This window comes from Rhodococcus sp. WY5, from assembly GCF_018588185.1.
GTDB classification, from domain to species: domain Bacteria; phylum Actinomycetota; class Actinomycetes; order Mycobacteriales; family Mycobacteriaceae; genus Rhodococcus_F; species Rhodococcus_F qingshengii.
Genome location: NZ_JAAMPR010000001.1, coordinates 2,790,243 through 2,809,136 on the forward strand (window position 1 = coordinate 2,790,243; position 18,894 = coordinate 2,809,136).

18 protein-coding genes and 1 pseudogene are annotated in these 18,894 nt (G+C 62.9%); 8 read left to right on the forward strand and 11 right to left on the reverse strand.

Annotated features, from left to right (window positions below; translation table 11 throughout):
* Window positions 1–75: 75 nt before the first annotated feature.
* The 4 genes from G4D79_RS13100 to G4D79_RS13115 are packed head-to-tail and all read right to left on the reverse strand — an operon-like array spanning window position 76 to window position 4,510.
* Entirely contained in the window at window positions 76–1,869 is a 1,794-nt protein-coding gene (locus G4D79_RS13100) for a DEAD/DEAH box helicase family protein (RefSeq protein WP_099698255.1), read from the reverse strand.
* On the reverse strand, window positions 1,869–2,729 hold the full coding sequence (locus G4D79_RS13105) for an SDR family oxidoreductase (protein WP_099698254.1): 861 nt from the start codon (window positions 2,727–2,729) through the stop codon (window positions 1,869–1,871). Before G4D79_RS13105 ends, G4D79_RS13100 begins: the two co-directional genes overlap by 1 nt.
* Window positions 2,730–2,788: 59 nt before the next feature.
* The gene (locus G4D79_RS13110; RefSeq protein WP_007727643.1) at window positions 2,789–3,691 is read right to left on the reverse strand and encodes a dihydrodipicolinate synthase family protein; all 903 of its coding nucleotides are present in this window, start codon (window positions 3,689–3,691) and stop codon (window positions 2,789–2,791) included.
* Between the two features lie 33 nt (window positions 3,692–3,724).
* A complete protein-coding gene (locus G4D79_RS13115; RefSeq protein ID WP_030534888.1) occupies window positions 3,725–4,510 on the reverse strand; it encodes an aldolase in 786 nt (261 codons plus the stop codon).
* 166 nt (window positions 4,511–4,676) lie between these two features.
* Between G4D79_RS13115 and G4D79_RS13120 the strand changes: the two genes are divergently transcribed.
* Together G4D79_RS13120 and G4D79_RS13125 are read left to right on the forward strand one after the other, a co-directional pair.
* Window positions 4,677–5,267: a helix-turn-helix domain-containing protein gene (locus G4D79_RS13120; RefSeq protein ID WP_003946400.1), complete on the forward strand. Its 591-nt coding sequence runs from the start codon at window positions 4,677–4,679 to the stop codon at window positions 5,265–5,267.
* Window positions 5,264–5,689, forward strand: coding sequence for a hypothetical protein (locus G4D79_RS13125; RefSeq protein ID WP_099698253.1), 426 nt, complete (start codon window positions 5,264–5,266; stop codon window positions 5,687–5,689). Before G4D79_RS13120 ends, G4D79_RS13125 begins: the two co-directional genes overlap by 4 nt.
* Before the next feature lie 7 nt (window positions 5,690–5,696).
* On the opposite strand, the gene G4D79_RS13130 is transcribed toward G4D79_RS13125, so the two are convergent.
* The 3 genes from G4D79_RS13130 to G4D79_RS13140 are packed head-to-tail and all read right to left on the reverse strand — an operon-like array spanning window position 5,697 to window position 10,134.
* On the reverse strand, window positions 5,697–7,169 hold the full coding sequence (locus G4D79_RS13130; RefSeq protein ID WP_099698252.1) for a carboxylesterase/lipase family protein: 1,473 nt from the start codon (window positions 7,167–7,169) through the stop codon (window positions 5,697–5,699).
* On the reverse strand, window positions 7,166–8,695 hold the full coding sequence (locus G4D79_RS13135) for a carboxylesterase/lipase family protein (RefSeq protein ID WP_099698251.1): 1,530 nt from the start codon (window positions 8,693–8,695) through the stop codon (window positions 7,166–7,168). Before G4D79_RS13135 ends, G4D79_RS13130 begins: the two co-directional genes overlap by 4 nt.
* A gap of 29 nt (window positions 8,696–8,724) precedes the next feature.
* On the reverse strand, window positions 8,725–10,134 hold the full coding sequence (locus G4D79_RS13140) for an NAD(P)/FAD-dependent oxidoreductase (RefSeq protein ID WP_099698260.1): 1,410 nt from the start codon (window positions 10,132–10,134) through the stop codon (window positions 8,725–8,727).
* Window positions 10,135–10,216: 82 nt separating this feature from the next.
* On the opposite strand from G4D79_RS13140, the gene G4D79_RS13145 reads away from it, so the two are divergent.
* Together G4D79_RS13145 and G4D79_RS13150 are read left to right on the forward strand one after the other, a co-directional pair.
* Entirely contained in the window at window positions 10,217–10,969 is a 753-nt protein-coding gene (locus G4D79_RS13145) for an SDR family oxidoreductase (RefSeq protein WP_019744767.1), read from the forward strand.
* Complete coding sequence (locus G4D79_RS13150) at window positions 10,969–12,291, forward strand: NAD(P)/FAD-dependent oxidoreductase (RefSeq protein ID WP_099698250.1); 1,323 nt, start codon at window positions 10,969–10,971, stop codon at window positions 12,289–12,291. The genes G4D79_RS13145 and G4D79_RS13150 overlap by 1 nt, the downstream gene beginning before the upstream one ends.
* 3 nt (window positions 12,292–12,294) lie before the next feature.
* Here G4D79_RS13150 and G4D79_RS13155 read toward each other — a convergent pair whose 3' ends face one another.
* Entirely contained in the window at window positions 12,295–12,798 is a 504-nt protein-coding gene (locus tag G4D79_RS13155) for a hypothetical protein (RefSeq protein ID WP_003946334.1), read from the reverse strand.
* Between the two features lie 125 nt (window positions 12,799–12,923).
* Between G4D79_RS13155 and G4D79_RS13160 the strand changes: the two genes are divergently transcribed.
* The 3 genes and pseudogenes from G4D79_RS13160 (at window position 12,924) to G4D79_RS13170 (ending at window position 15,025) form a co-directional block, all read left to right on the forward strand.
* Window positions 12,924–13,391 (forward strand): MarR family winged helix-turn-helix transcriptional regulator, encoded by a 468-nt coding sequence (locus G4D79_RS13160; RefSeq protein ID WP_003946332.1) that lies wholly within the window; start codon window positions 12,924–12,926, stop codon window positions 13,389–13,391.
* Between the two features lie 4 nt (window positions 13,392–13,395).
* Window positions 13,396–14,247 (forward strand): annotated as a pseudogene (locus G4D79_RS13165) (ABC transporter ATP-binding protein).
* On the forward strand, window positions 14,207–15,025 hold the full coding sequence (locus G4D79_RS13170; protein WP_007727621.1) for an ABC transporter permease: 819 nt from the start codon (window positions 14,207–14,209) through the stop codon (window positions 15,023–15,025). Before G4D79_RS13165 ends, G4D79_RS13170 begins: the two are co-directional and overlap by 41 nt.
* 26 nt (window positions 15,026–15,051) lie before the next feature.
* Here the strand turns inward: G4D79_RS13170 and G4D79_RS13175 are convergent, their stop codons facing one another.
* Together G4D79_RS13175 and G4D79_RS13180 are read right to left on the reverse strand one after the other, a co-directional pair.
* The gene (locus G4D79_RS13175) at window positions 15,052–15,495 is read right to left on the reverse strand and encodes a helix-turn-helix domain-containing protein (RefSeq protein ID WP_003946341.1); all 444 of its coding nucleotides are present in this window, start codon (window positions 15,493–15,495) and stop codon (window positions 15,052–15,054) included.
* 552 nt (window positions 15,496–16,047) lie between these two features.
* The gene (locus tag G4D79_RS13180; protein ID WP_155277906.1) at window positions 16,048–16,206 is read right to left on the reverse strand and encodes a hypothetical protein; all 159 of its coding nucleotides are present in this window, start codon (window positions 16,204–16,206) and stop codon (window positions 16,048–16,050) included.
* Between the two features lie 210 nt (window positions 16,207–16,416).
* Here G4D79_RS13180 and G4D79_RS13185 point away from each other — a divergent pair, with 210 nt between their 5' ends.
* Window positions 16,417–17,229 carry an FAD:protein FMN transferase gene (locus G4D79_RS13185; RefSeq protein ID WP_007727618.1) on the forward strand — a complete coding sequence of 271 codons (813 nt, stop codon included), beginning with the start codon at window positions 16,417–16,419 and terminating at the stop codon, window positions 17,227–17,229.
* 1 nt (window position 17,230) lies between these two features.
* Here the strand turns inward: G4D79_RS13185 and pgi are convergent, their stop codons facing one another.
* The gene (gene pgi / locus G4D79_RS13190; RefSeq protein WP_007727615.1) at window positions 17,231–18,886 is read right to left on the reverse strand and encodes a glucose-6-phosphate isomerase; all 1,656 of its coding nucleotides are present in this window, start codon (window positions 18,884–18,886) and stop codon (window positions 17,231–17,233) included.
* Between the last annotated feature and the right edge of the window lie 8 nt (window positions 18,887–18,894).

Genomic DNA, 18,894 nt, shown 5'->3' on the forward strand with positions numbered 1-18,894 from the left:
TCGGTTTTGGTGGAGTAGAATTGGGGCATACCGCCGAAACCGTTCGTTTGTGCGCGTTGGACGGTCGTTGGAAGATCAACCCTCCGAGGTCAAGACATCAGGCTCTAGCCACTCGACGCCGAGCAGTTCGGACAGCGACCGCAGACCGGATCGATCACCACCTTTCAGACCTGTGACCGAATTGAGATTGCGCAACATGACCGTGGCGACGTCCTCTTCCTTGGTGCCCACGCCGAAGGGTATGACCCACGGGCACGTCTGGTAGTCGCGATGCGACCGACCGAACGTCTGTTCTGCCGCGATCCCTGAGTATCGCGGTTGATGAAAGATTCCCGTCCGTGGCAACGGGGACGCGTGAGTGCCGTCCGGGAGTGCTTCGTTGGCATGGAGCGAGATCGAGGTCGTGACATTGAAGACGATGACCGGTGCGTCCCCGCGTTGAAACCGCAGACGTTGACCCTCCTTGTCCGGCACCGCACCGAACAGTTTTGCCACCGAGATCCCGGCGCCTTCGATCATCTCGACCAGTGGATCACCTGCCGTGGAGACGAATTCGACGGCCACCAACACCTGCTTGCCTGCCTTGACCTGCGCCTGCGCCCACTGGGCCGTCGACTCGGCGCGGATCATGCCCGCTTTCTGTCGGTAGCGCAGAACCAGCGCACGGCCGCGCGCGATGTTGCGACTCTTGCGGGCCAATCCCATTTCGTAGGCGTACTCGGCCCACTCCGTCTCGTACTCGGCGCGCTGGGCATGGGTGAGGTCGATCGGCATACCGTCGAGCGGAACAGGTCCCCACGGAGTCGGTCGATGAATCATCAAGGGCGGTTTGCTGTTCGACATCCACCCACGCACGGTCTCGAGCGCTCGAGATTGCAGCGTAGGTGATTCCTTCGCCTCTGCGCTCCACGTCCACTTCCCGTAGGACTTGTCCAGCGGAAGGCCGGACTCGACCAGCCTGGCGCCCAGGTCGGACCAGTACTCCGAAGGTTCTGAATGCAGCTGCGCGAAAAGCGGTGCCAGGTAACGCTGGTCGGCCGGCGTGTGTCCCGGTGTTGCCGTCACGGACAGGACGAACGGCGCTTGCTCGTGAGCATTCGAAAAGCGCGCGACCTTCTCGAATGCCGCCGTGCGCTGTGTGTCGTTGCTGTACAGCTGGGCCTCGTCGGCAATCACCACACCGAACGTGTACTTGGGGCGGCCGTTTCGCGCGATCAGCTTCTTCAATTGGTCAGGCGACATGATCAACCAGCGGAATCCACCGTCGCCCACCGAGGCGATGGAATAGCGCCAATGCGGAATGGTGATCTGTGCGGGTCGATCGACGAGGACGAGGATGTTGGTTTCGCCGCGCTCCTCGGCAATCGTCTTGGCAGACATCACTGCGATCAGCGTCTTACCCAGGCCTGCATTGTCTGCCAACAGAAATCCGCGTTTGCCGGCGCGAGCGGCATCGACGACGGCTGCAGCCCCCGAAACCTGCTCGGGCCGAGGAATTTTGGGTGCAGCAACGGGACGTTCACCGGTGCTGTCATTGATGTCGTCCTCTACCCACTGCTGATAAGAGAAGGGGAGTGCCTTGAATGGAGCGAGTTCTACGGGCAACTCCGTACCGACCCACGCGTAGCTCTTCCATTTCTTGACGAACTGCGCACCAGGCGCCGGCGTCCGAAAGGGAACGTCGAGGAGCCAGACTCTCTCACCAGGGCCGGCAGTCGGCACATCCGGCATCGTCGCGCGTGAGCTCTTCTTTGCGACAGTCTTCTTCGGGGCGGTCTTTCTGGTCGTGTTCCTCTTGGGTGCAGCCTTCTTCGGTGCAGCCTTCTTTGCGGCAGCCTTGCGTGCCGTGGTTGCTTTGCGTGGTGGCATCAGGCGGTGTCTGCTGTGAGGAATTCACGCAGCGTGAGCGCAGGCCGGCCGACACGGTCCTCCACGGTGCCCGTGATCAGCGCCAATTCACCCTGCGCGATTGCGGTGTACGTCGACACCCATGCGTCGAGTTCCCAAGCGGGTGCGTTGTACGACGCCCGCGATTCGTAAGCTTCCTCGAGCGTTTCCTCGACGTACGTGGTTCGCTTGCCGGTGACTTCGGTGATGATGCTCGCGGCCTCGGAGAGCGTCAGTGCCTCCCGTCCGGTCAGGTTGTACGTCTGTCCGACATGAGAATCCAGATCCTGCAGAACCGACACAGCGACGGCAGCAATGTCGGAGCGCGCTACCGCGCCGACGAGACCGTCCCCTGCGGGTCCGCGGATCACACCGTCTTCACCGGCGAGAGCGGGTAGGAAATCGAGGTAGAAGCTGTCGCGCAGGAAGGTGAATGCGAGCCCGGAAGCGCGGATATGTTCTTCGGTGACCCAGTGATCGCGAGCGAGCGTGAACGTCGCGTCCGGAGCAGCGCCGAGGAAAGACGTGTACACGATGTGCCTGACCCCGGCCTCCGCTGCGGCGTCGATGAAGGTGCGGTGCTGATCCAGACGATCTGCGCTTTCGGCCGCCGAGACCATGAAGAGGGTGTCGATTCCGGCCAGAGCCGCGAGAGCGCGCTTCTGATCCCCGTACGTGGTCTCGGCCGAATCGGCACCGGGGAGCTGCGGTAATCGGTTGACCGACCGTGCGATCAGCCGCTGTGGGACACCGGCGTCGGCCAACGACCGGGCCACCAGTCCGCCGATATGACCGGTCGCGCCGGTGACGGCGATCCTCGCAGACCGTGAATCTACGGACATGGTGCCCCTCCTTCGGTCGGTGTGCATCCCATCTTGCCGGAACCCACTCCCACGTCAGGTCACGACGCGACGATTACACCGCGAGCCACCGACAGAGCGTCGGACAAAGCTGTCCTGGTGTTGTCGTCGAGGGACAGCAGGGGCCGGCGGGGAAGGCCGGCGTCGATGCCGAGAGATTCCAACCCGGCTTTGACCGTCGACGGCAGTCCGCGACTGACGAGGACCTTCAGTAGCGGCTCGATCTGTTCGAACACAGCGGCGGCACCCGACCGATCACCGGATTCGAGTAGACGCCAGAAGTGCACCACCTGTTCGGGGGCCAGACACGGGGCTGCCGTGCACCATCCGCTTGCACCGGCAGAGAAAGATTGCAGTGCAAGAGGATTGCTGCCGTTGAAGAAGGGGATCGTGCCACCGCTCAGTTCGTTGATGCGGTTCATCCGGGTGATGTCGCCGGTGGATTCCTTGATCATCGTGACGCCGTCGACGGTGGAGACGAGATCGACGAGAAATTCCGGCGACATGTCGATCCCGGTGGTGGCCGGATTGTTGTAGATCATCGTGGGAATGTCGACGGAATCGGCCACCGCGGTGACGTGTTCACGAATCTCCTGCTCACCCAGATGCCAGTACGACGTGGGGAGGATCATCATTGCGTCGGCTCCGGCGTCTGCCGCGATCGATGCTCGGCGGAGTGCTCCCGCCGTCGTCAGATCCGACACTCCGACGACGGTGGGGACTCGGCGGTCGACGTAGTCGACAGTCTCCCGAGCGACCGTCTCCCACTCTGCATCGTCGAGATAGGCGCTCTCGCCGGTACTGCCGAGTGGGGCTATCGCGTCGACACCACTGCTGATCATGCTGTCGAGGAGCGTGTGTAGCGGCTTGGGGTCGAATGCTCCGGTGTCCCGGTCGAACGGGGTGATGGGATAGGCGACGATTCCCTTGATGGTGCTGCTCATGAGGCTCTCAGTTCTGTTGGTGGGAAACAAAAGTCAGTTGGTCAGTGTGTCGGGATGATTGCGGAGAGCGCGACGGGCGTAGTAAGCGAAGTTCGCCTCGCTGCGCCGAGGAGTCAGTGTCCAATCGTGTGCCTCCTTCGCCAGGCGAGGCGGTAGCGGCTTGATGTCTCCGGCAGCCATCGCCAGCAACTGCAGTCTGGCCGCTCGCTCGATCAGATGCCCGAGAGAGCATGCCTCTTCGACCGTGTTGCCGACGACGAGTTGGCCGTGGTGGGCGAGCAGAATTGCCCGCTTGTCGCCGAGTGCAGCCGAAATGATCTCGCCCTCCTCGTTTCCCACGGGAACCCCGGGCCAGTCGGCGAGAAATGCGCAGTCGTCGTAGAGCGGCGCGATGTCCATTTGGGAGACGACGAGGGGAATCTCGAGCATCGACAGCGCCGTCGCATGTAGTGGGTGTGTGTGGACGATGCAGTTGACGTCGGGTCGTGCGCGGTAGATCCAACTGTGGAACCTGTTGGCGGGGTTCGGCATGCCCTCCCCGTCGAGGACTTCGAGATCCTCGTTGACGAGCAGGAGGTTGTCCTCGGTGATCTCGTCGAACCCGAGGCCGAGTCGCTGTGTGACAAACGTTCCTGGCTGCCCACCGCGGGCGGAGATCTGTCCGGCAAGGCCGGAGTCGTGGCCGGCGTCCGACAGTGCCCGGCAGGTCAGTGCGATCTTCTGTCGAAGAGTCCAACTACCTGTCGTTACTTCGGTGAGCATCTTCGTCTCGGCGGTGGCCATGAGTTCCTGCTTGCTCGCATGCATCGTGTCGGTCATGGGGTGTGCCTTTCTCGGGACCCGGAAATCAATGACATTCAGTCACCTATAAGACACAAAGTGTCATATAGGACGGAAATGCGCAACCCTCGATTCCTGCATCGCTGATCGCCGCAGGTCAATGTATTGGTAGGGTGATGACACAAAGTCTCGTGAGGGGAACCGAATGGCAGCGTTTTTGCGAACACATCGGCGTCGCGCCGGTCTGACGCTCGAGGGCCTGGCCGAGCAGACCGGTCTGACGAAGAGCTATCTCTCCAAGGTCGAGCGGGGTATCAGTACCCCGTCGATCGCGGTGGCACTCAAGATTGCGCGTGTGCTCGACGCCGATGTGGGGCAACTGTTCTCGGACAGTATGGAGGGAAATGCCATGACGATCGTGCGCGCGAAGGACCGCGTGATCGACCCGGCCAACTCCGTGCAGTCTTCCGTCTACGATCCGATCGCGCCCTCACTGGTCGGAAAGGCCATGCAGCCGTTCGTGGTTCATCCGGCCTCGGTGATGGGTCCCAAGTTCATGGACCACACGGGAGAGGAGTTCGTGTTCGTGCATTCCGGATCCGTAGAATTCGAAATCCCCGGGCAGACGATGCACCTCGACGCCGGCGACAGCTTGTACTTCGACGCGAATACGCCGCACCGGATGCGGTCGGTGTCGGCGGATCGTGCGGTGGTGCTGGTTGTCGTCTACGACAAGCCTTCGGCTGGATCACCCAGCGGTGACTCGCTGGAAACGCACTGCGGGGTGGGCAGATGACGCTGGGGATCGACACGACACTGACGCTTCTCGCGGCCGGTCTGATCTTCCTTCTCTCCCTGTGCCTGGGAATCTGGAAATACCGACAGATGGCCACTTCGGACAATCACCTCGCCCATCCGTATGTCGACATCGCACACCGCGCTGCCCTGATGTACTCGTTTGCGACGCTGCTGATCGCGGTGTTCGTCGAACTCAGTGCGTGGCCGACGTGGATCAACCTGACCAGTGCCGCAGTGGTCGTGTTCTTCTTTCTCGCAGCGATATTCAGCTACATCGCTCACGGTGCGATGAAGGACACCGGCAATCAGTTCGAGTCCGCCGGTCCGCCCCTGCACCTCGGGATGTTTCTGCTGATCCTCGGTGAGGTGGGCGGATTTGCCGTCCTACTCGCAGGTTTCGTGAAAGGTCAGTTCTTCTGATCGGGCTTCAGCGCCTGTGCTCGTAGCCGATCCAAGCCCGTCGACGCTCACCCATCGGGTCGTTCTCCACTCGGGACGTCTCGTCGAAGATCATTGTTTGCCGCTCCGGTACGGAGTAGGCGGGCCAATCCCGGTCCGGCACTCCGTGGCGGGCGAAATGGATCCAGTGGCGCTGCATGGTGGAGGTCACCGCAGTCAGTCCGCGGCGCCCACCGACCGCGGTCAAGGCCGCGGTGAGTGCATCCGAACGCCCGAAGACCGCAAGCAATTCGGTGGCGTGGGTAGCGCCCATGCCGACGAGTCTGAGCAGGCGAGGCGCAAAATCGTAGCGGTAACTGTAGGTAGGAGCTACCTGGCAATGACCCTGTGCGCAGAGTATCGCGGGCTCCCAGAACGTGATGTCGCCGCCGAGATCTGCGGCAGCAAACCGGTGCGGATACGTGGGATACGCCGCGAGCGCACGTGCTTTCACTTCAGGGGTGGTGTGGGAGAACATCTTCTCGATCCGAACCGGGTCGGTAGGCAAGATGTCGAGAACGCGCGGGAAGATTCTTCCCTCGTGGAGATTCGAACCGACGAGCAGCGGAACGGGGTGGGCGCGTCCGGCGGCGAACACGTCGAGCGGGTGTTCGGGAAGGACGTCGTCACCCACCACGGGGGCAAATGCCCGCGTTCCGGGTTCTTCGTCCGCGCCGCGGCGCGCAAGTTCTTCGCCGGCAGCGACCAGGTCCTTCACCGAAGCGGAGCGCAGCCACGATCCCGGATCGGTATCTGGAGCCTGTGCGATCTCGAGGAACTCGCGTGCCCAACGGTGCGCTCGCTCTTTTCCGTATGCCGAAGCAGCCGGCGGACTTTGAGCGATGGCCCGGGCGAACAGCCCTCGTGCCGCCGGCGTTGCCATCAGAGTGGTGACCGCGTTGGCGCCGGACGATTCACCGAAGACGGTGACGGCGTTCGGGTCGCCGCCGAAAGCGGCGATGTTGCGTTGGACCCACGTCATCGCGGCGATCTGATCGCGCAATCCGAGGTTCGTCTCGAATGATCTTTCCGCAGTGGAATATTCACTGAAATCGAGGTAGCCCAACGCGCCGAGACGATATTGGATCGAGACGTAGACGATGTCGCCACGTTCGACCAGGCTCGTTCCGCGGTACATGGGCGTCGACGGATTCCCGCCGTTGTACGCGCCGCCGTGAATGAAAACCATGACCGGTCGCAACGAATCCGACGGTACCTGCGGGGCCACGACATTGACGAAGAGTGAGTTCTCGTCGAAATTGCTCTTGCGCTGCGGAGACGGAGAGCCGAATGCTTCCGCCGGGCGGACACCATTCCAAGCCTCGACCGGCTGCGGTGCGCGAAATCTCCGAGGACCGGTCGGGGCCGTTGCGTAGGGGATTGCTCGCCAGGTGCGCAGTCCTCGATCGAGGCGCCCGCGTACGACCCCGGAATCGAGAGTGATCTCGAGGGGGCTCGTCACGGTAGGGAGATGTCGGTGCCGTGGCTACGGTAACCGCTGTATCCCGCCCAGGCCAAGCGTTGTTCACGTCTGGGATCGTTCTCGACGCGGACGATCTCGTCGAAGATCATGGTCCGACGCTCCTGCCCCTCGTAGCGCGGCCACGATCCGCGCGGCGAGCCGTGCTCGGCGAAGTGAAGCCAGTGTCCCTGAACAGATTCGGTGACTGCGCGCAGTCCGCGTCGACCGCCGGGAAGGGTGAGGCCGCGCCCGACAAGGGTGTCACGGATGCCGAAGACTGCAAACATCTCGAATCCGTGTGTGGCGTCGAGGCCGAGCCAGCGCATCATCGTCGGCGCGAAGTCGAATCGGTAGGCGTACGTCGGCGCCGATTGTGCGTGCGCTTGCATCAACTCCACGGACGGGTGCCAGAACGTGACGTCTCCGCCGACGTCGATCGCGGACTGCTCGTCCGGGTAGCCGGGATAGGTCGCGAGGATGCGTTTCCCGGCCTCGGGATCGGTGAGGGCAAACATGGTGTCGATGCGCGACGGGTTGGTCGGAAGTGCGTCGAGCACCTTCGGGAACAGCGTCCCCTCCCGTCTGTTGGTGCCGATGATCATCGGCACCTGGTGTGCCGATCCTTCTTTGAATGCGTCCAAGGGGGAGCGCGGCAGGAAGTCGCCGTCGACGACCGGTCCGAAGGGATGTAGTCCAGGTGTGTTCGCGAGTACCTCGGCGCCCAGTCTGCTTCCGGCTCTGCCCAATTCGACGGCTGTCGCCGAGGTCAGGGCCTTCGCGGGTGGTAGGCCGGAATTGAGGATCTCGACGAAACGCGCGCCCCAGGCATGCGATCGCTGCGTGCTCGAGACCAGATCCGGAGCCGAACTCTCGGCGATAGCGCCGGCAAAGAGTCCCTTGGCGGCCGGAGTCGCCATCAGGGTGGTGACGGCGGTGGCTCCGGCGGATTCACCGAAAATCGTGACTTTTTCAGGATCCCCACCGAAGGCGGCGATGTTGCGTTGCACCCACTGCAGGGCCGCGACCTGATCGCGCAGTCCGAGGTTGGAGTCGAATACGCGCTCGGATGTGGAGAACGGGGTGAAATCGAGGTAGCCCAGAGCGCCGAGCCGGTAGTTGATCGAGACGTAGACGACGTCGCCGCGTTCGACGAGGGACACGCCCGAGTACAAGCCGGTGGCCGAGGTCCCGATGGTGTTTGCCCCACCGTGGATGAAAACCATGACGGGACGCGGAGTATTGCCGGTGTTCGCGGGGGCGAGCACGTTGAGCGTCAGGCAGTCCTCGCTGCTCGGCTGGTACTTCCCGGGCGCGAGCAACAGCCCCTTCTTGTGTTGGACAGACGCGTCGCCGAACCTGGTCGCGTCGCGTTCTCCGGTCCACGGCGTGACCGGCTGGGGTCGCGTCAGACGCAGTGTTCCGACCGGCGGCCGGGCGTAGGGAATTCCGCGCCAGGCACGAAGTTTTCCCACCCGGCGGCCGCGCAGGGTGCCGTCGGCCGTGGTCACAAGTATGTCGGACGCCATGTCGCGACTATACGTACTTCGGGAGCGCGTCAGCGGCGAGCCTCCAGCAATCGAAGCCAGACTTCACTGACCGTCGGATACGAGGGCACCGCATGCCAGAGAGTTTCCAGTGGTACGGCGCCGACGACCGCGATTGTCGCCGCATGCACCAGCTCGGATACTTCGGGCCCGGCGAAGGTAGCGCCGAGGATCACGTCGGTGGCCTTGTCGATCACCAACTTCGCGCGCCCCGAGTAGTCGTCGCGCAGCAGCGAAGATCCCGCGACGGCGAGTTCGATCTCCACGACTTCGACGTCGTAGCCGTCGTCGCGAGCTTTCTTCTCGGTGCGTCCCACCCAGGCGATTTCGGGTGAGGTGAACACCACCTGGGGGACCTGTCCGTTGTCCGCCGACGCCGTGTACCGAGGTCCACTGAGCCCGCGACTCTCGGCCCGCGCGGCGATGACGTCTCCGCAGACTCTCGCCTGATACTTGCCCATGTGGGTGAGGGGAGAACGACCGTTGATGTCGCCGACTGCGTAGAGCCATTCACCTTGGGCGCAGAGGTGATCGTCGGTCGTGACGTACTTGCCGTCCTCGAGGCCGATGACGGACAAGCCGAGATCGGCTGATGTCGGGCCGCGGCCCGCCGCGACGATGACCTCGTCGACTTCGATCACGCCGGACGATGTCTCGATGCTGACGGGTCCACCGTGGATGTGACCTTCGCCGGTGTCCTTGGCATCGGGGCGTGACACCGAATTGACGGCAGAGCTCAGTCGAACGTCCACACCGCGGGCGCCGAGTGCTTCGGCCACCATCGTTCCGGCAAACGGTTCTGCTGATTTCAACAGAGCATCGCCCCTCACGAGCAACGTCACGTGAGCGCCGAACGACGACAACCACGTTGCGCACTCCGTTGCGACCACTCCGCCGCCGATGACCGCCACTCGCGACGGAACCTCGTGCATGTTGGTGGCGTCGCGCGAGGTCCACGGGAGTGCCTCGCGCAATCCCGGTGTCTTCGGGACGGTGGCGGTCGTTCCCGTGGCGAGTACGACGGCCTGGCGGGCACGGAGCTTACGGGTCCCGTCGACGGTCACTGCTCGCTCGCCGTCGATGACCCCGTGGCCTTTGATCACGGTGATGCCCGCGGAAGTTGCCCAGTCGACCTGGGACGAGTCGTCGTGGTTGTGGGTGAACGAGTCGCGCCGTTTCAGAACGGCATCGACGTCCAGCGGTCCGGCCGGGATCCCGGGCAAGGCGTCGGCCGCCTCGAGGACCTGCCCCGGGCGCAGTAGTGCCTTGCTGGGCATACAGGCCCAATACGAGCATTCACCGCCGACCAGTTCGTGTTCCACGATTGCGGCGGTGCGATTACTTCCGGCGATGGCGTATGCGGCGGCGTTCTCGCCGGCGGGTCCACCGCCGATCACGATGACATCGAATTCGTCGGTCATTGCTCCACGGTATGCCGGATCGGTCCGAGTTCGCTCGGTTACCGCCGGGTACGAGAACTCGATGATGGTTACAGTTGCACCCATGACGCGGCAGAAGATTTTGATCACCGGTGCCAGTTCGGGTCTGGGTGAGGAGATGGCCAGGAGATTCGCCGCGGCCGGTCGCGACCTCGCGTTGTGTGCCCGGCGGACGGATCGTCTCGACACGCTGCGTGGGGAGCTGGTGGCGCAGTACCCGTCGATCAGCGTCGCAGTGCGCGAACTCGATGTGACCGAACACGATTCCGTCGTCCGGGTTTTCGGTGAGCTACGCGACGAGCTGGGTGGTCTGGATCGGGTGATCGTCAACGCCGGGCTCGGCAAGGGCGCGAAGATCGGTACCGGAAAAGCGCACGCGAATCTCGCAACAGCGCAGACGAATTTTGTCGGTGCGCTGTCGCAGTGTGAAGCTGCGCTCGAGATCTTTCGCGCGCAGGACGCCGGACACCTGGTTCTCGTGTCTTCGATCAGCGCGGATCGGGGGCTACCCGGGCCAAAAGCGGCCTATTCGGCGAGCAAGGCGGGAGTAGCGGCGCTGGGTGAGGCGCTCAGTATCGAGTTGGCGCGCACACCTATTCGGGTCACCACCCTGCTGCCGGGCTTCATCAAGACCGACATGTCCGCCGGCGCCGGCGACGACGCAGCGCTCATGGCCAGTCTGGACGAAGGCGTCAGTGCCATGGTCGACGCCATCGAGAAGGAAACCACCCGAGCGGCGCTACCCGGCCTCAAGTGGCAAGGGATAGATGCGGCCCTACGATTCCTGCCCAACTCCGTGACAGCGAGGTTTGTCTGATGAGCATCCACATCTCGAACGGTAAGCCCCGGGTAGTGATCGTCGGTGGCGGCTTCGGTGGACTGTATGCAGCGAGACGACTCAAGAAGGCTGACGTCGAGGTAGTGCTGATCGACCGGGGAACGAGCCACGTCTTCCAGCCGCTGCTCTACCAGTGCGCCACGGGTCTGCTCTCCGAAGGGCAGATCGCAAGTCCGCTGCGACATCTGCTCGAGGACAACAAGAACACGAACGTCGTTCTGGGCGAGGCCAAGTCGGTGGACGCGGAGGCCGGGATACTGACTGCCAGTCGCTTCGACGGGTCGACCTTCGAACTGCCGTACGACTACCTGGTCGTGGCGGCCGGAATGCGGCAGTCGTACCACGGCCAGGACGAGTTCATCAAATGGGCGCCTGGCATGAAAACCCTCGACGACGCTTTGGCGATCAGGCGCAGTCTCATTGCTGCGTTCGAGATGGCCGAATCGCTCCCGACGGCGGAAGAACGTCGACCGTGGCTGACATTCGCCGTGGCGGGCGGTGGACCCACCGGCGTCGAATTAGCCGGGCAGATCCGCGAATTGGCGATGCACGCGCTGACCAACGAGTTCCGGTCCATAGACCCGGACGAGGCAAGGGTGCTGCTCTTCCACGGCGACGATCGGGTGCTCCCTTCGTTCAGTCGCAAGCTCTCGGCCGCCGCCAAACGTACTCTCGACGGGATCGGCGTCGAGACTCACCTCGGCGTGCACGTCACCGACGTGTGCGAGACCAGCATCGAGACGACGGACAAGAAGACAAAAGAGAAGCGGCAGTACGAGACCCGCACGATTCTGTGGACCGCGGGCGTCGAAGCAGTGCCGTTCGCCGAGGCACTGGCCACGGCGCTGGGTGTGAAGCAGGTCGGCGGTGGCCGCATCGAGGTGGAAGCCGATCTGACCGTTCCCGGCCACCCGAACGTCTACGTGGTGGGCGACCTCATGTCGCGGGACAAACTTGCCGGGGTGGCCGAGGTCGCGATGCAGGGTGGTCGGCACGCCGGTGCCCGGATCGCTGCAACCGTGGAAAACGGAGTGCCCAGCCGAAAACCGTTCAAGTACCGCGATCTTGGAACCGCGGCCTACATTTCGCGACGCCACGCGTTGCTTCAGGCAGGGCCGGTCCAGTTGTCCGGGTTCATCGGATGGGTGTCATGGGGAATCATCCACATCGCATTCCTCGCCGGTTTCCGCAATCGCGCCAGCACGGTGCTGAACTGGGGCGCAACCCTGGCGTCGAAAACGCGTCGGGAACGGGCAATCACGTACGGCGACCCCGAAACCGCTCGGCAGCCGTACAACTGAGGGTTACTCAGTCTTGAACACGGGGTTTCCGGCGGCGTCGATCATCCACCACAGGCTGCCGACGCTCTGTCCGAGCATGTCTCCGGGAACCTTGTCGTCGAGGTACCGATAGACGGGCTTGCCGTTGACGGTGATCTGGAAAGATCCTTCAGGCCCGTCGACAGTGTCGATGACGGCGTCGATTCCTTCGACGATCGGCGAATCCGTGACCGAGGTGACCGCCGGCCAGTAACGCAGGCACGCTTCGTCGCACGACCCGGCTTGTGAGTTCTCCTCGTCCGGGTTGTAGACGTAGACGGTCATGCCTTCGCCGTCGACGGCGATCGTCCCGAGTGGGGAGTCGGCGGTCTTCAGCAGGGGTGCATCAGCGGCGGCGGGTGGCGACAGCGACGTCGCAATGGCAGTGACGTTGTCTGCGCTGTCCCCGGAATCGAGGGCGTCGGGCGAGCAACCGGTGAGGATCAGGGCGGTACTCGCAACCGTCGCGAACAACCACTGTCTGCGCATGACGTCTCCGTTCTGGGCGGGAGTGCTCGGGACAAGCAATCGGGGATACCCGTTGCGGACGAGCTGAAAACGCCGGGCGTCCGGATTCCTCGACAATAGCTCTGTTACAGAGCTATTGTGAGGTTGTGGATGGAAGCGGAGCAGATCTTGCGGATGACGTCCTGGAGACGCTCGGACAATTGCGCCGGGGCACGAGGAAGGCATCGGGGCGGCCGTTTGCGGAACGACCGCTCGCCGGCGCCCAGATCGAACTCGTCAGGCTGCTACGACGCAACCCGGGTCTGTCGGTGGCCGAGGCCGCCGGGCGATTGGGTGTCGCGGCAAACACGGTGTCCACCTTGGTGCGGCAGCTCGTCGACGATGGAGTGATCGAACGCGTTGCCGACGAGGCCGACCGCCGCGTCGCGCGATTGGTACTCGCGGACGAGGCGCGCGCCCGCGTCGAGGTGTGGCGTGATCGCCGGAGTGTGATTGTCGGTCAGGCATTGTCGAGTCTGACCGGAGAAGACAGAGCGAGGATCGAGGCTGCGCTACCAGCCCTGTCGCGATTGGCGAGCGCTCTGGCAGCAGCCGGATCAGAAGGTGAGGGGTAGTGAGATGCTGACACAGTGGTGGAAGAGCCGAGCGGCAGGTTCACCCGACCCCGGCGCACACGCGGTCGAGATCGACTCGGTTACATACAAGTTCGGCGACCACCGCGCGGTGGACAACCTGAGTCTGGTCATCAATGCGGGGGAGTGTTTCGGCCTGCTCGGTCCCAACGGCGCAGGAAAGACTACGACGATCAGGTTGCTCAACACGTTACTTCCTCTGCAAGACGGTGACATTCGGATTCTCGGTCGCTCAGTTCGTACCGAGGCGATGACCATTCGGCGCTACCTCGGGTACGTGCCACAACAGCTCTCGATCGAAAGCGCATTGACCGCACGCGAGAACGTGACCTGGTTCGCGCGACTGTACGACGTTCCGCGGTCCGAACGACGCGAGCGCGTCGACCAGGCGCTCGAGATGGTGGACCTACTCGATTCAGGTGATCGTCTGGCGTCGGGTTTCTCCGGCGGTATGGTGCGACGTCTCGAACTTGCGCAGGCGCTGGTGAACTGACCGTCGTTGCTGGTGCTCGACGAACCGACGGTGGGGTTGGATCCCATTGCCCGCGAATCCGTCTGGAAGCGAGTGGCGGAGATGCAGAAGCGATACGGCATGACCGTCCTGCTCACGACGCACTACATGGAAGAAGCCGAGGAGTTGTGTGATCGTGTTGCGTTGATGCATCACGGTGAACTTCGTGCAGTGGGCGAGCCGAGCGCGTTGGCCGCCGAACTGGGGCCGGAGGCCACTCTCGAAGACGTGTTCCGTCACTACACCGGCGACGACCTCACCGGCGGCAAGTCAGGAGGTCTCCACGATGTCCGCAGTGCCCGTCGCACAGCGCGCCGCTTGGGCTGATCCCACTACCAACAGTCTTGCTCGATTGCTCTCGAGAATTTACACATTCTGCCTCGTGGAAGTTCAGAAGTTGCGGCACGACCGATCTGAATTGGTCACGCGCGCAATCCAGCCGATCCTCTGGTTGGTGATCTTCGGTCAGACGTTCAGTCATATCCGAGCGATCCCGACTGGCGACGTACCGTATCTCGACTTTCTCGCGCCGGGCATCATTGCGCAGTCCGCGCTTTTTGTTGCGATCTTCTACGGAATCCAGATCATCTGGGAGCGTGACGCGGGAGTCCTCACCAAACTCATGGTGACGCCGACGCCACGAGCCGCGCTGGTCACCGGAAAGGCATTTGCAGCCGGTATCCGTGCGGTCGCCCAGGCCGTGGTCGTAGTCGTTGTAGCGGCGCTGCTGGGCGTGAGCATGACGTGGAACCCGATCAAGCTGCTCGGCGTCGTGGCTGTCGTTGTCCTCGGCTCGGCGTTCTTCGCCTGTCTGTCGGTTGCGATCGCGGGGATCGTGCTCAAACGAGATCGATTGATGGGCATCGGCCAGGCGATCACCATGCCGTTGTTCTTCGCGTCCAACGCTCTGTACCCGGTCGAACTCATGCCGACGTGGGTTCAGTGGCTCAGTCGCATCAATCCGCTGAGTTACGAGGTGTCAGCGCTGCGCGGTCTGCTGATCGGAATGCCGACCGACTACCTCGTCGACTTCGGCGTGCTGATCGGGGCCGCGCTGCTCGGAATCATCACAGCTTCGGCACTATTGGGCCGCTTGACTCGCTGATCTGACTCGCTGATCTTCGCTGCGGACTAGTCGCGAGTGAACGGTGGGGTGTAGGTGCTGCAATCCGGAGGGACGGCCGGGAGTCCTTCGGACGAGCGAAGTTTCTCCGCAATCGATGAGAGCAAGTCCTGCGATTCAGGGGAGAGATCGACCGCTTTTATGGCCAGAGAACGTAATTCGCTGTCGTGGAACTCCTCGACAACCGAACGGTCTTCTTCCGGAATCAGTTCGGGATCTTGGCGAGGTGTCGGGCCGAAGAAGTACTCTGCTGCTACGCCGAAGTAATCGGCCAATGCCAAAACGACTTGCTCCGATGGATTCGTGCGCACACCGCTCCGGAGTTGCGAGAGGTACGGTGTCGAAATCTTGCATCCACGTTGCGAAAGGGCTTCCACAACTTGTGCGTTGGTGAGTCTCGGTGCTGTGGCCGGGTACAAGGCGTTCAAACGGTCCTTGAATGAATCGGTCACAATTCCTCCCTCGAGCGTGACCCGGCGTCACAGCTACTTCGCAGTTTTCACATAGTAGACGACACGGTTATTCTGGACTCTGGTCGAAAGTCCTTTCACCTGCGGATATTTGGCGCAGAAAAATTCCAAAGACTTTGTAAAGTATGTGATTTTCGCCGCGTACTGACCGTTCGTTTTGCCAAGGTGTACGGCGGTAGCGTATAAGCCGAACGGTGGTGGTTACGCCATTGTGCTGCAGGTTCTTTCAGCCGGTCCTATCCATTTTGTGTCGATGCATTCCTGCTCGGTCTGTAACGTGCGAAGCGCTGCCGCCGGGCACCGGGCGTCGTCGTGCCGGCGGTTGGCGCGCCGCGTGTTCGGGACTTCTTCTCGGTGCTCTGCTCGACGCTCGCGCTCAGTGGTGGGCCCGTATTTTGCTGCACTCGAGAGTGAGCGCTCAGGTGTGTCCACCTGCGAAAGTGACGCGCATTGAAAGCGGCCGATTGGTATGTCATCGACGTTGGAACACAGTGCTTCTCGTCGGTCCCCATTTTTCATGCGGTGACATAAGGTTCATGCGGTGACATCAGCGCCGCCCGGGCGTGTTGCTGCGGCGGACCGGGCTCGAAGCGCAGCCGGCCGGCCGGACATGTCGAGCGTCGACTCTGCGTCTTTCGGATCGGAATTGCCCGCTGCGCCAGTAGTAGTCGACGTCGTCGCAGTCAGGTGCATGTCAGAACCATGTGGAGGATTACACGTCTTGCACACGGAGGGCGACAGTCCGGGCGGCAATTCTGTCGCACAGATCTACCATCCAGTCCCGCCGTGCGCTGCTTCAACCTGCGGCATGTGTGCCTCGGCCTCGGAAGCGCTTTATGGCACGGGGGTTGCTGACCGGCGCATACTGGTTACAACACAGTGTGTTCGAAGGGCAGGACTGACATGGTCAGTGTCGAGAAGTGGGCGATGTGGGATTCCGCCGTGGAGGTGGACGTCACCGAGGGCGCTGCGCTGCCTACTGCGCACGCGTTGATCGCAGCTGCCATCGACGAAACCGAAGCGGTCTGCGACCTTCGCCGGGGAGACGCCGAGATTCACGCCGTCAACCTCGCTCAGGGAACTCCGGTCAAAGTGACACGACGTATGTCGGCTCTGCTGCGGTCGGCGCTGTGGGCTGCCCGTATGACCGGCGGTGCAGTCAATCCGCTTGCCGACAACTACTCCGAGGACGAATCCATCCCTCCGGTGCACCCGACCCCGACGTTCGAGGACGTACAGCTCGACGGAGACGTGGTGTATGCGCCCTGGGGTGCGTCGTTCGACATCACCGGAGTTGCCAAGGCCGACACCGTCGATCGCGCCGCGCAGATCGTCGCCGCCGAATTACAATGCGGCGTTGCTGTGCGGATCGGCGACGTGATCGCCACGGCCGGCCATGCACCGGCTGGTGGCTGGCAGATTCCGGTGCCGGACAGCGAAGAAGTCGAACTGATCAACGGAACCGCGATGGCGACGGCGCGGGCGCTGGAGCTGCCCTCCTGGGAGCCGAACCAGGAGCGGCCCTCCACGGAATGGGCACAGGTCTCGGTGATTGCTGACGACGCGGTGTGGGCGTACGCCGCGAGCGAAGCTGCGTTGATCCGGGGGATAAGCGCCATCAAATGGGTTGAACAGCAAGAGCTTCGGGCTCGGCTCGTCGACCGATCCGGACGCGTGTACACCACGGAAAGTTGGTTCGGCCCGGCGGCCGCGTGAGTCAGGCCCGTCCGCGCTCTCTGCGGTACCACTGCACCAGAGCATCTGTGGATGTGTCGCCGAGGTCGCCGGGTGCTGCTTCGGAAGAGAGCGCAGGCCCCAGTTCCATGGCTTGTGTCTTGCCGAGTTCGACGCCCCACTGATCGAACGGATTGACACCCCAGACAGCACCTTCGACAAATACCTGGTGCTCGTAAAGTGCGATCAGCTGACCGACGACCGAGGGCGTCAGCTCCTTCGCCAAGATAGTGCTCGACGGTCGGTTGCCTGGCATCACCTTGTGTGGCACCAGCTCCGGAGCAGTGCCCTCTGACGCGATTTCTTCGGCAGTCTTCCCGAACGCGAGAACCTTTGTCTGAGCGAAGAAGTTACTCATGAGCAGATCGTGCATTGATCCCGTGCCGTCCGCAGTAGGCAGATCGTCGGTGGATTCCGCGAACCCGATGAAATCGGCAGGCACCAGCCAGGTGCCCTGATGCAGGAGTTGGTAGAAGGCGTGTTGGCCGTTGGTTCCGGGCTCGCCCCAGAAGATCTCACCGGTGGACGTGGTCACCGGTGAGCCGTCGGCGCGAACCGATTTGCCGTTGGATTCCATGGTCAGCTGCTGCAGGTAGGCGGGAAAGCGCAGCAAGTCGTTGGAGTAGGGCAGCACTGCGCGGGACTGTGCGCCGAAGAAGTTGGAATACCAGAGCCCGATGAGGCCGAGGAGGACCGGCGCGTTCTGCTCGAGCGGTTGGTTTCGGAAGTGCGTGTCGATCTGGTGGAAACCGTCGAGGAACTCCGCAAAGCGAACGGGTCCGACGGCACACATGACCGACAAGCCGATCGCCGAGTCGACGGAGTAGCGCCCGCCGACCCAATCCCAGAACCCGAACATGTTCGCGGTGTCGATGCCGAACTCCGCCACACGGTCACCGTGGGTGGAGACTGCGACGAAATGCTTGGCTACGGCCGAGACGTCTTCGCTGCCCAGACCGGCGAACAGCCAACGCTTTGCCGCTGTCGCGTTGGTGAGGGTCTCGAGGGTGGAGAACGTCTTGGATGCGACGATGAAGAGCGTCGTCTCCGGATCGAGGTCGTCGAGCTGCCCGACCAGGTCGACAGGGTCGATGTTGGAGACGAACCGGACGCTGATTCCGGCGTCGGCGTAATGCCGTAGTGCGCGGTAGACCATCACCGGCCCGAGGTCGGAACCGCCGATGCCGATGTTGACGATGGTGCGGATGCGCTTGCCGGTAGCTCCGGTCCACTCGCCGCTGCGCACACGATCGGCAAAAGCGCCCATCGCGTCCAGAACTTCGTGAACGTCCGCGACGACGTCTTGACCGTCGACGGTCAGAGCAGAATCCTTGGGCAGACGCAGCGCTGTGTGCAGTACGGCGCGGTCTTCGGAAGTGTTGATGTGATCGCCCGCGAACATCGCGTCGCGTCGTGCCTCGACGCCGGCTTCGCGGGCCAGGTCGACGAGCAGCGCGAGAGTCTCGCGGCTGACGCGATGCTTGCTGTAGTCGATGTGAAGATCACCGGCGTCGATCGTCAGCTCTCGCCCGCGGGCTGGATCGTCCTGGAAGAGTTCTCGCAGGTGAACGCCTTCGATGTCGGCGTAATGAGCGCGCAGTTTCTGCCAGGCTGAGGTTCCGGTGATGTCAGTGCTCACGATCATCG

Coding starts and splice junctions, on each gene's coding strand:
- G4D79_RS13100 (WP_099698255.1), bottom strand. CDS start 1,869: ATGCCACCACGCAAAGCAACCACGGCACGCAAGGCTGCCGCAAAGAAG.
- G4D79_RS13105 (WP_099698254.1), bottom strand. CDS start 2,729: ATGTCCGTAGATTCACGGTCTGCGAGGATCGCCGTCACCGGCGCGACC.
- G4D79_RS13110 (WP_007727643.1), bottom strand. CDS start 3,691: ATGAGCAGCACCATCAAGGGAATCGTCGCCTATCCCATCACCCCGTTC.
- G4D79_RS13115 (WP_030534888.1), bottom strand. CDS start 4,510: ATGACCGACACGATGCATGCGAGCAAGCAGGAACTCATGGCCACCGCC.
- G4D79_RS13120 (WP_003946400.1), top strand. CDS start 4,677: ATGGCAGCGTTTTTGCGAACACATCGGCGTCGCGCCGGTCTGACGCTC.
- G4D79_RS13125 (WP_099698253.1), top strand. CDS start 5,264: ATGACGCTGGGGATCGACACGACACTGACGCTTCTCGCGGCCGGTCTG.
- G4D79_RS13135 (WP_099698251.1), bottom strand. CDS start 8,695: ATGGCGTCCGACATACTTGTGACCACGGCCGACGGCACCCTGCGCGGC.
- G4D79_RS13140 (WP_099698260.1), bottom strand. CDS start 10,134: ATGACCGACGAATTCGATGTCATCGTGATCGGCGGTGGACCCGCCGGC.
- G4D79_RS13145 (WP_019744767.1), top strand. CDS start 10,217: ATGACGCGGCAGAAGATTTTGATCACCGGTGCCAGTTCGGGTCTGGGT.
- G4D79_RS13150 (WP_099698250.1), top strand. CDS start 10,969: ATGAGCATCCACATCTCGAACGGTAAGCCCCGGGTAGTGATCGTCGGT.
- G4D79_RS13155 (WP_003946334.1), bottom strand. CDS start 12,798: ATGCGCAGACAGTGGTTGTTCGCGACGGTTGCGAGTACCGCCCTGATC.
- G4D79_RS13170 (WP_007727621.1), top strand. CDS start 14,207: ATGTCCGCAGTGCCCGTCGCACAGCGCGCCGCTTGGGCTGATCCCACT.
- G4D79_RS13180 (WP_155277906.1), bottom strand. CDS start 16,206: ATGCACCTGACTGCGACGACGTCGACTACTACTGGCGCAGCGGGCAAT.
- G4D79_RS13185 (WP_007727618.1), top strand. CDS start 16,417: ATGGTCAGTGTCGAGAAGTGGGCGATGTGGGATTCCGCCGTGGAGGTG.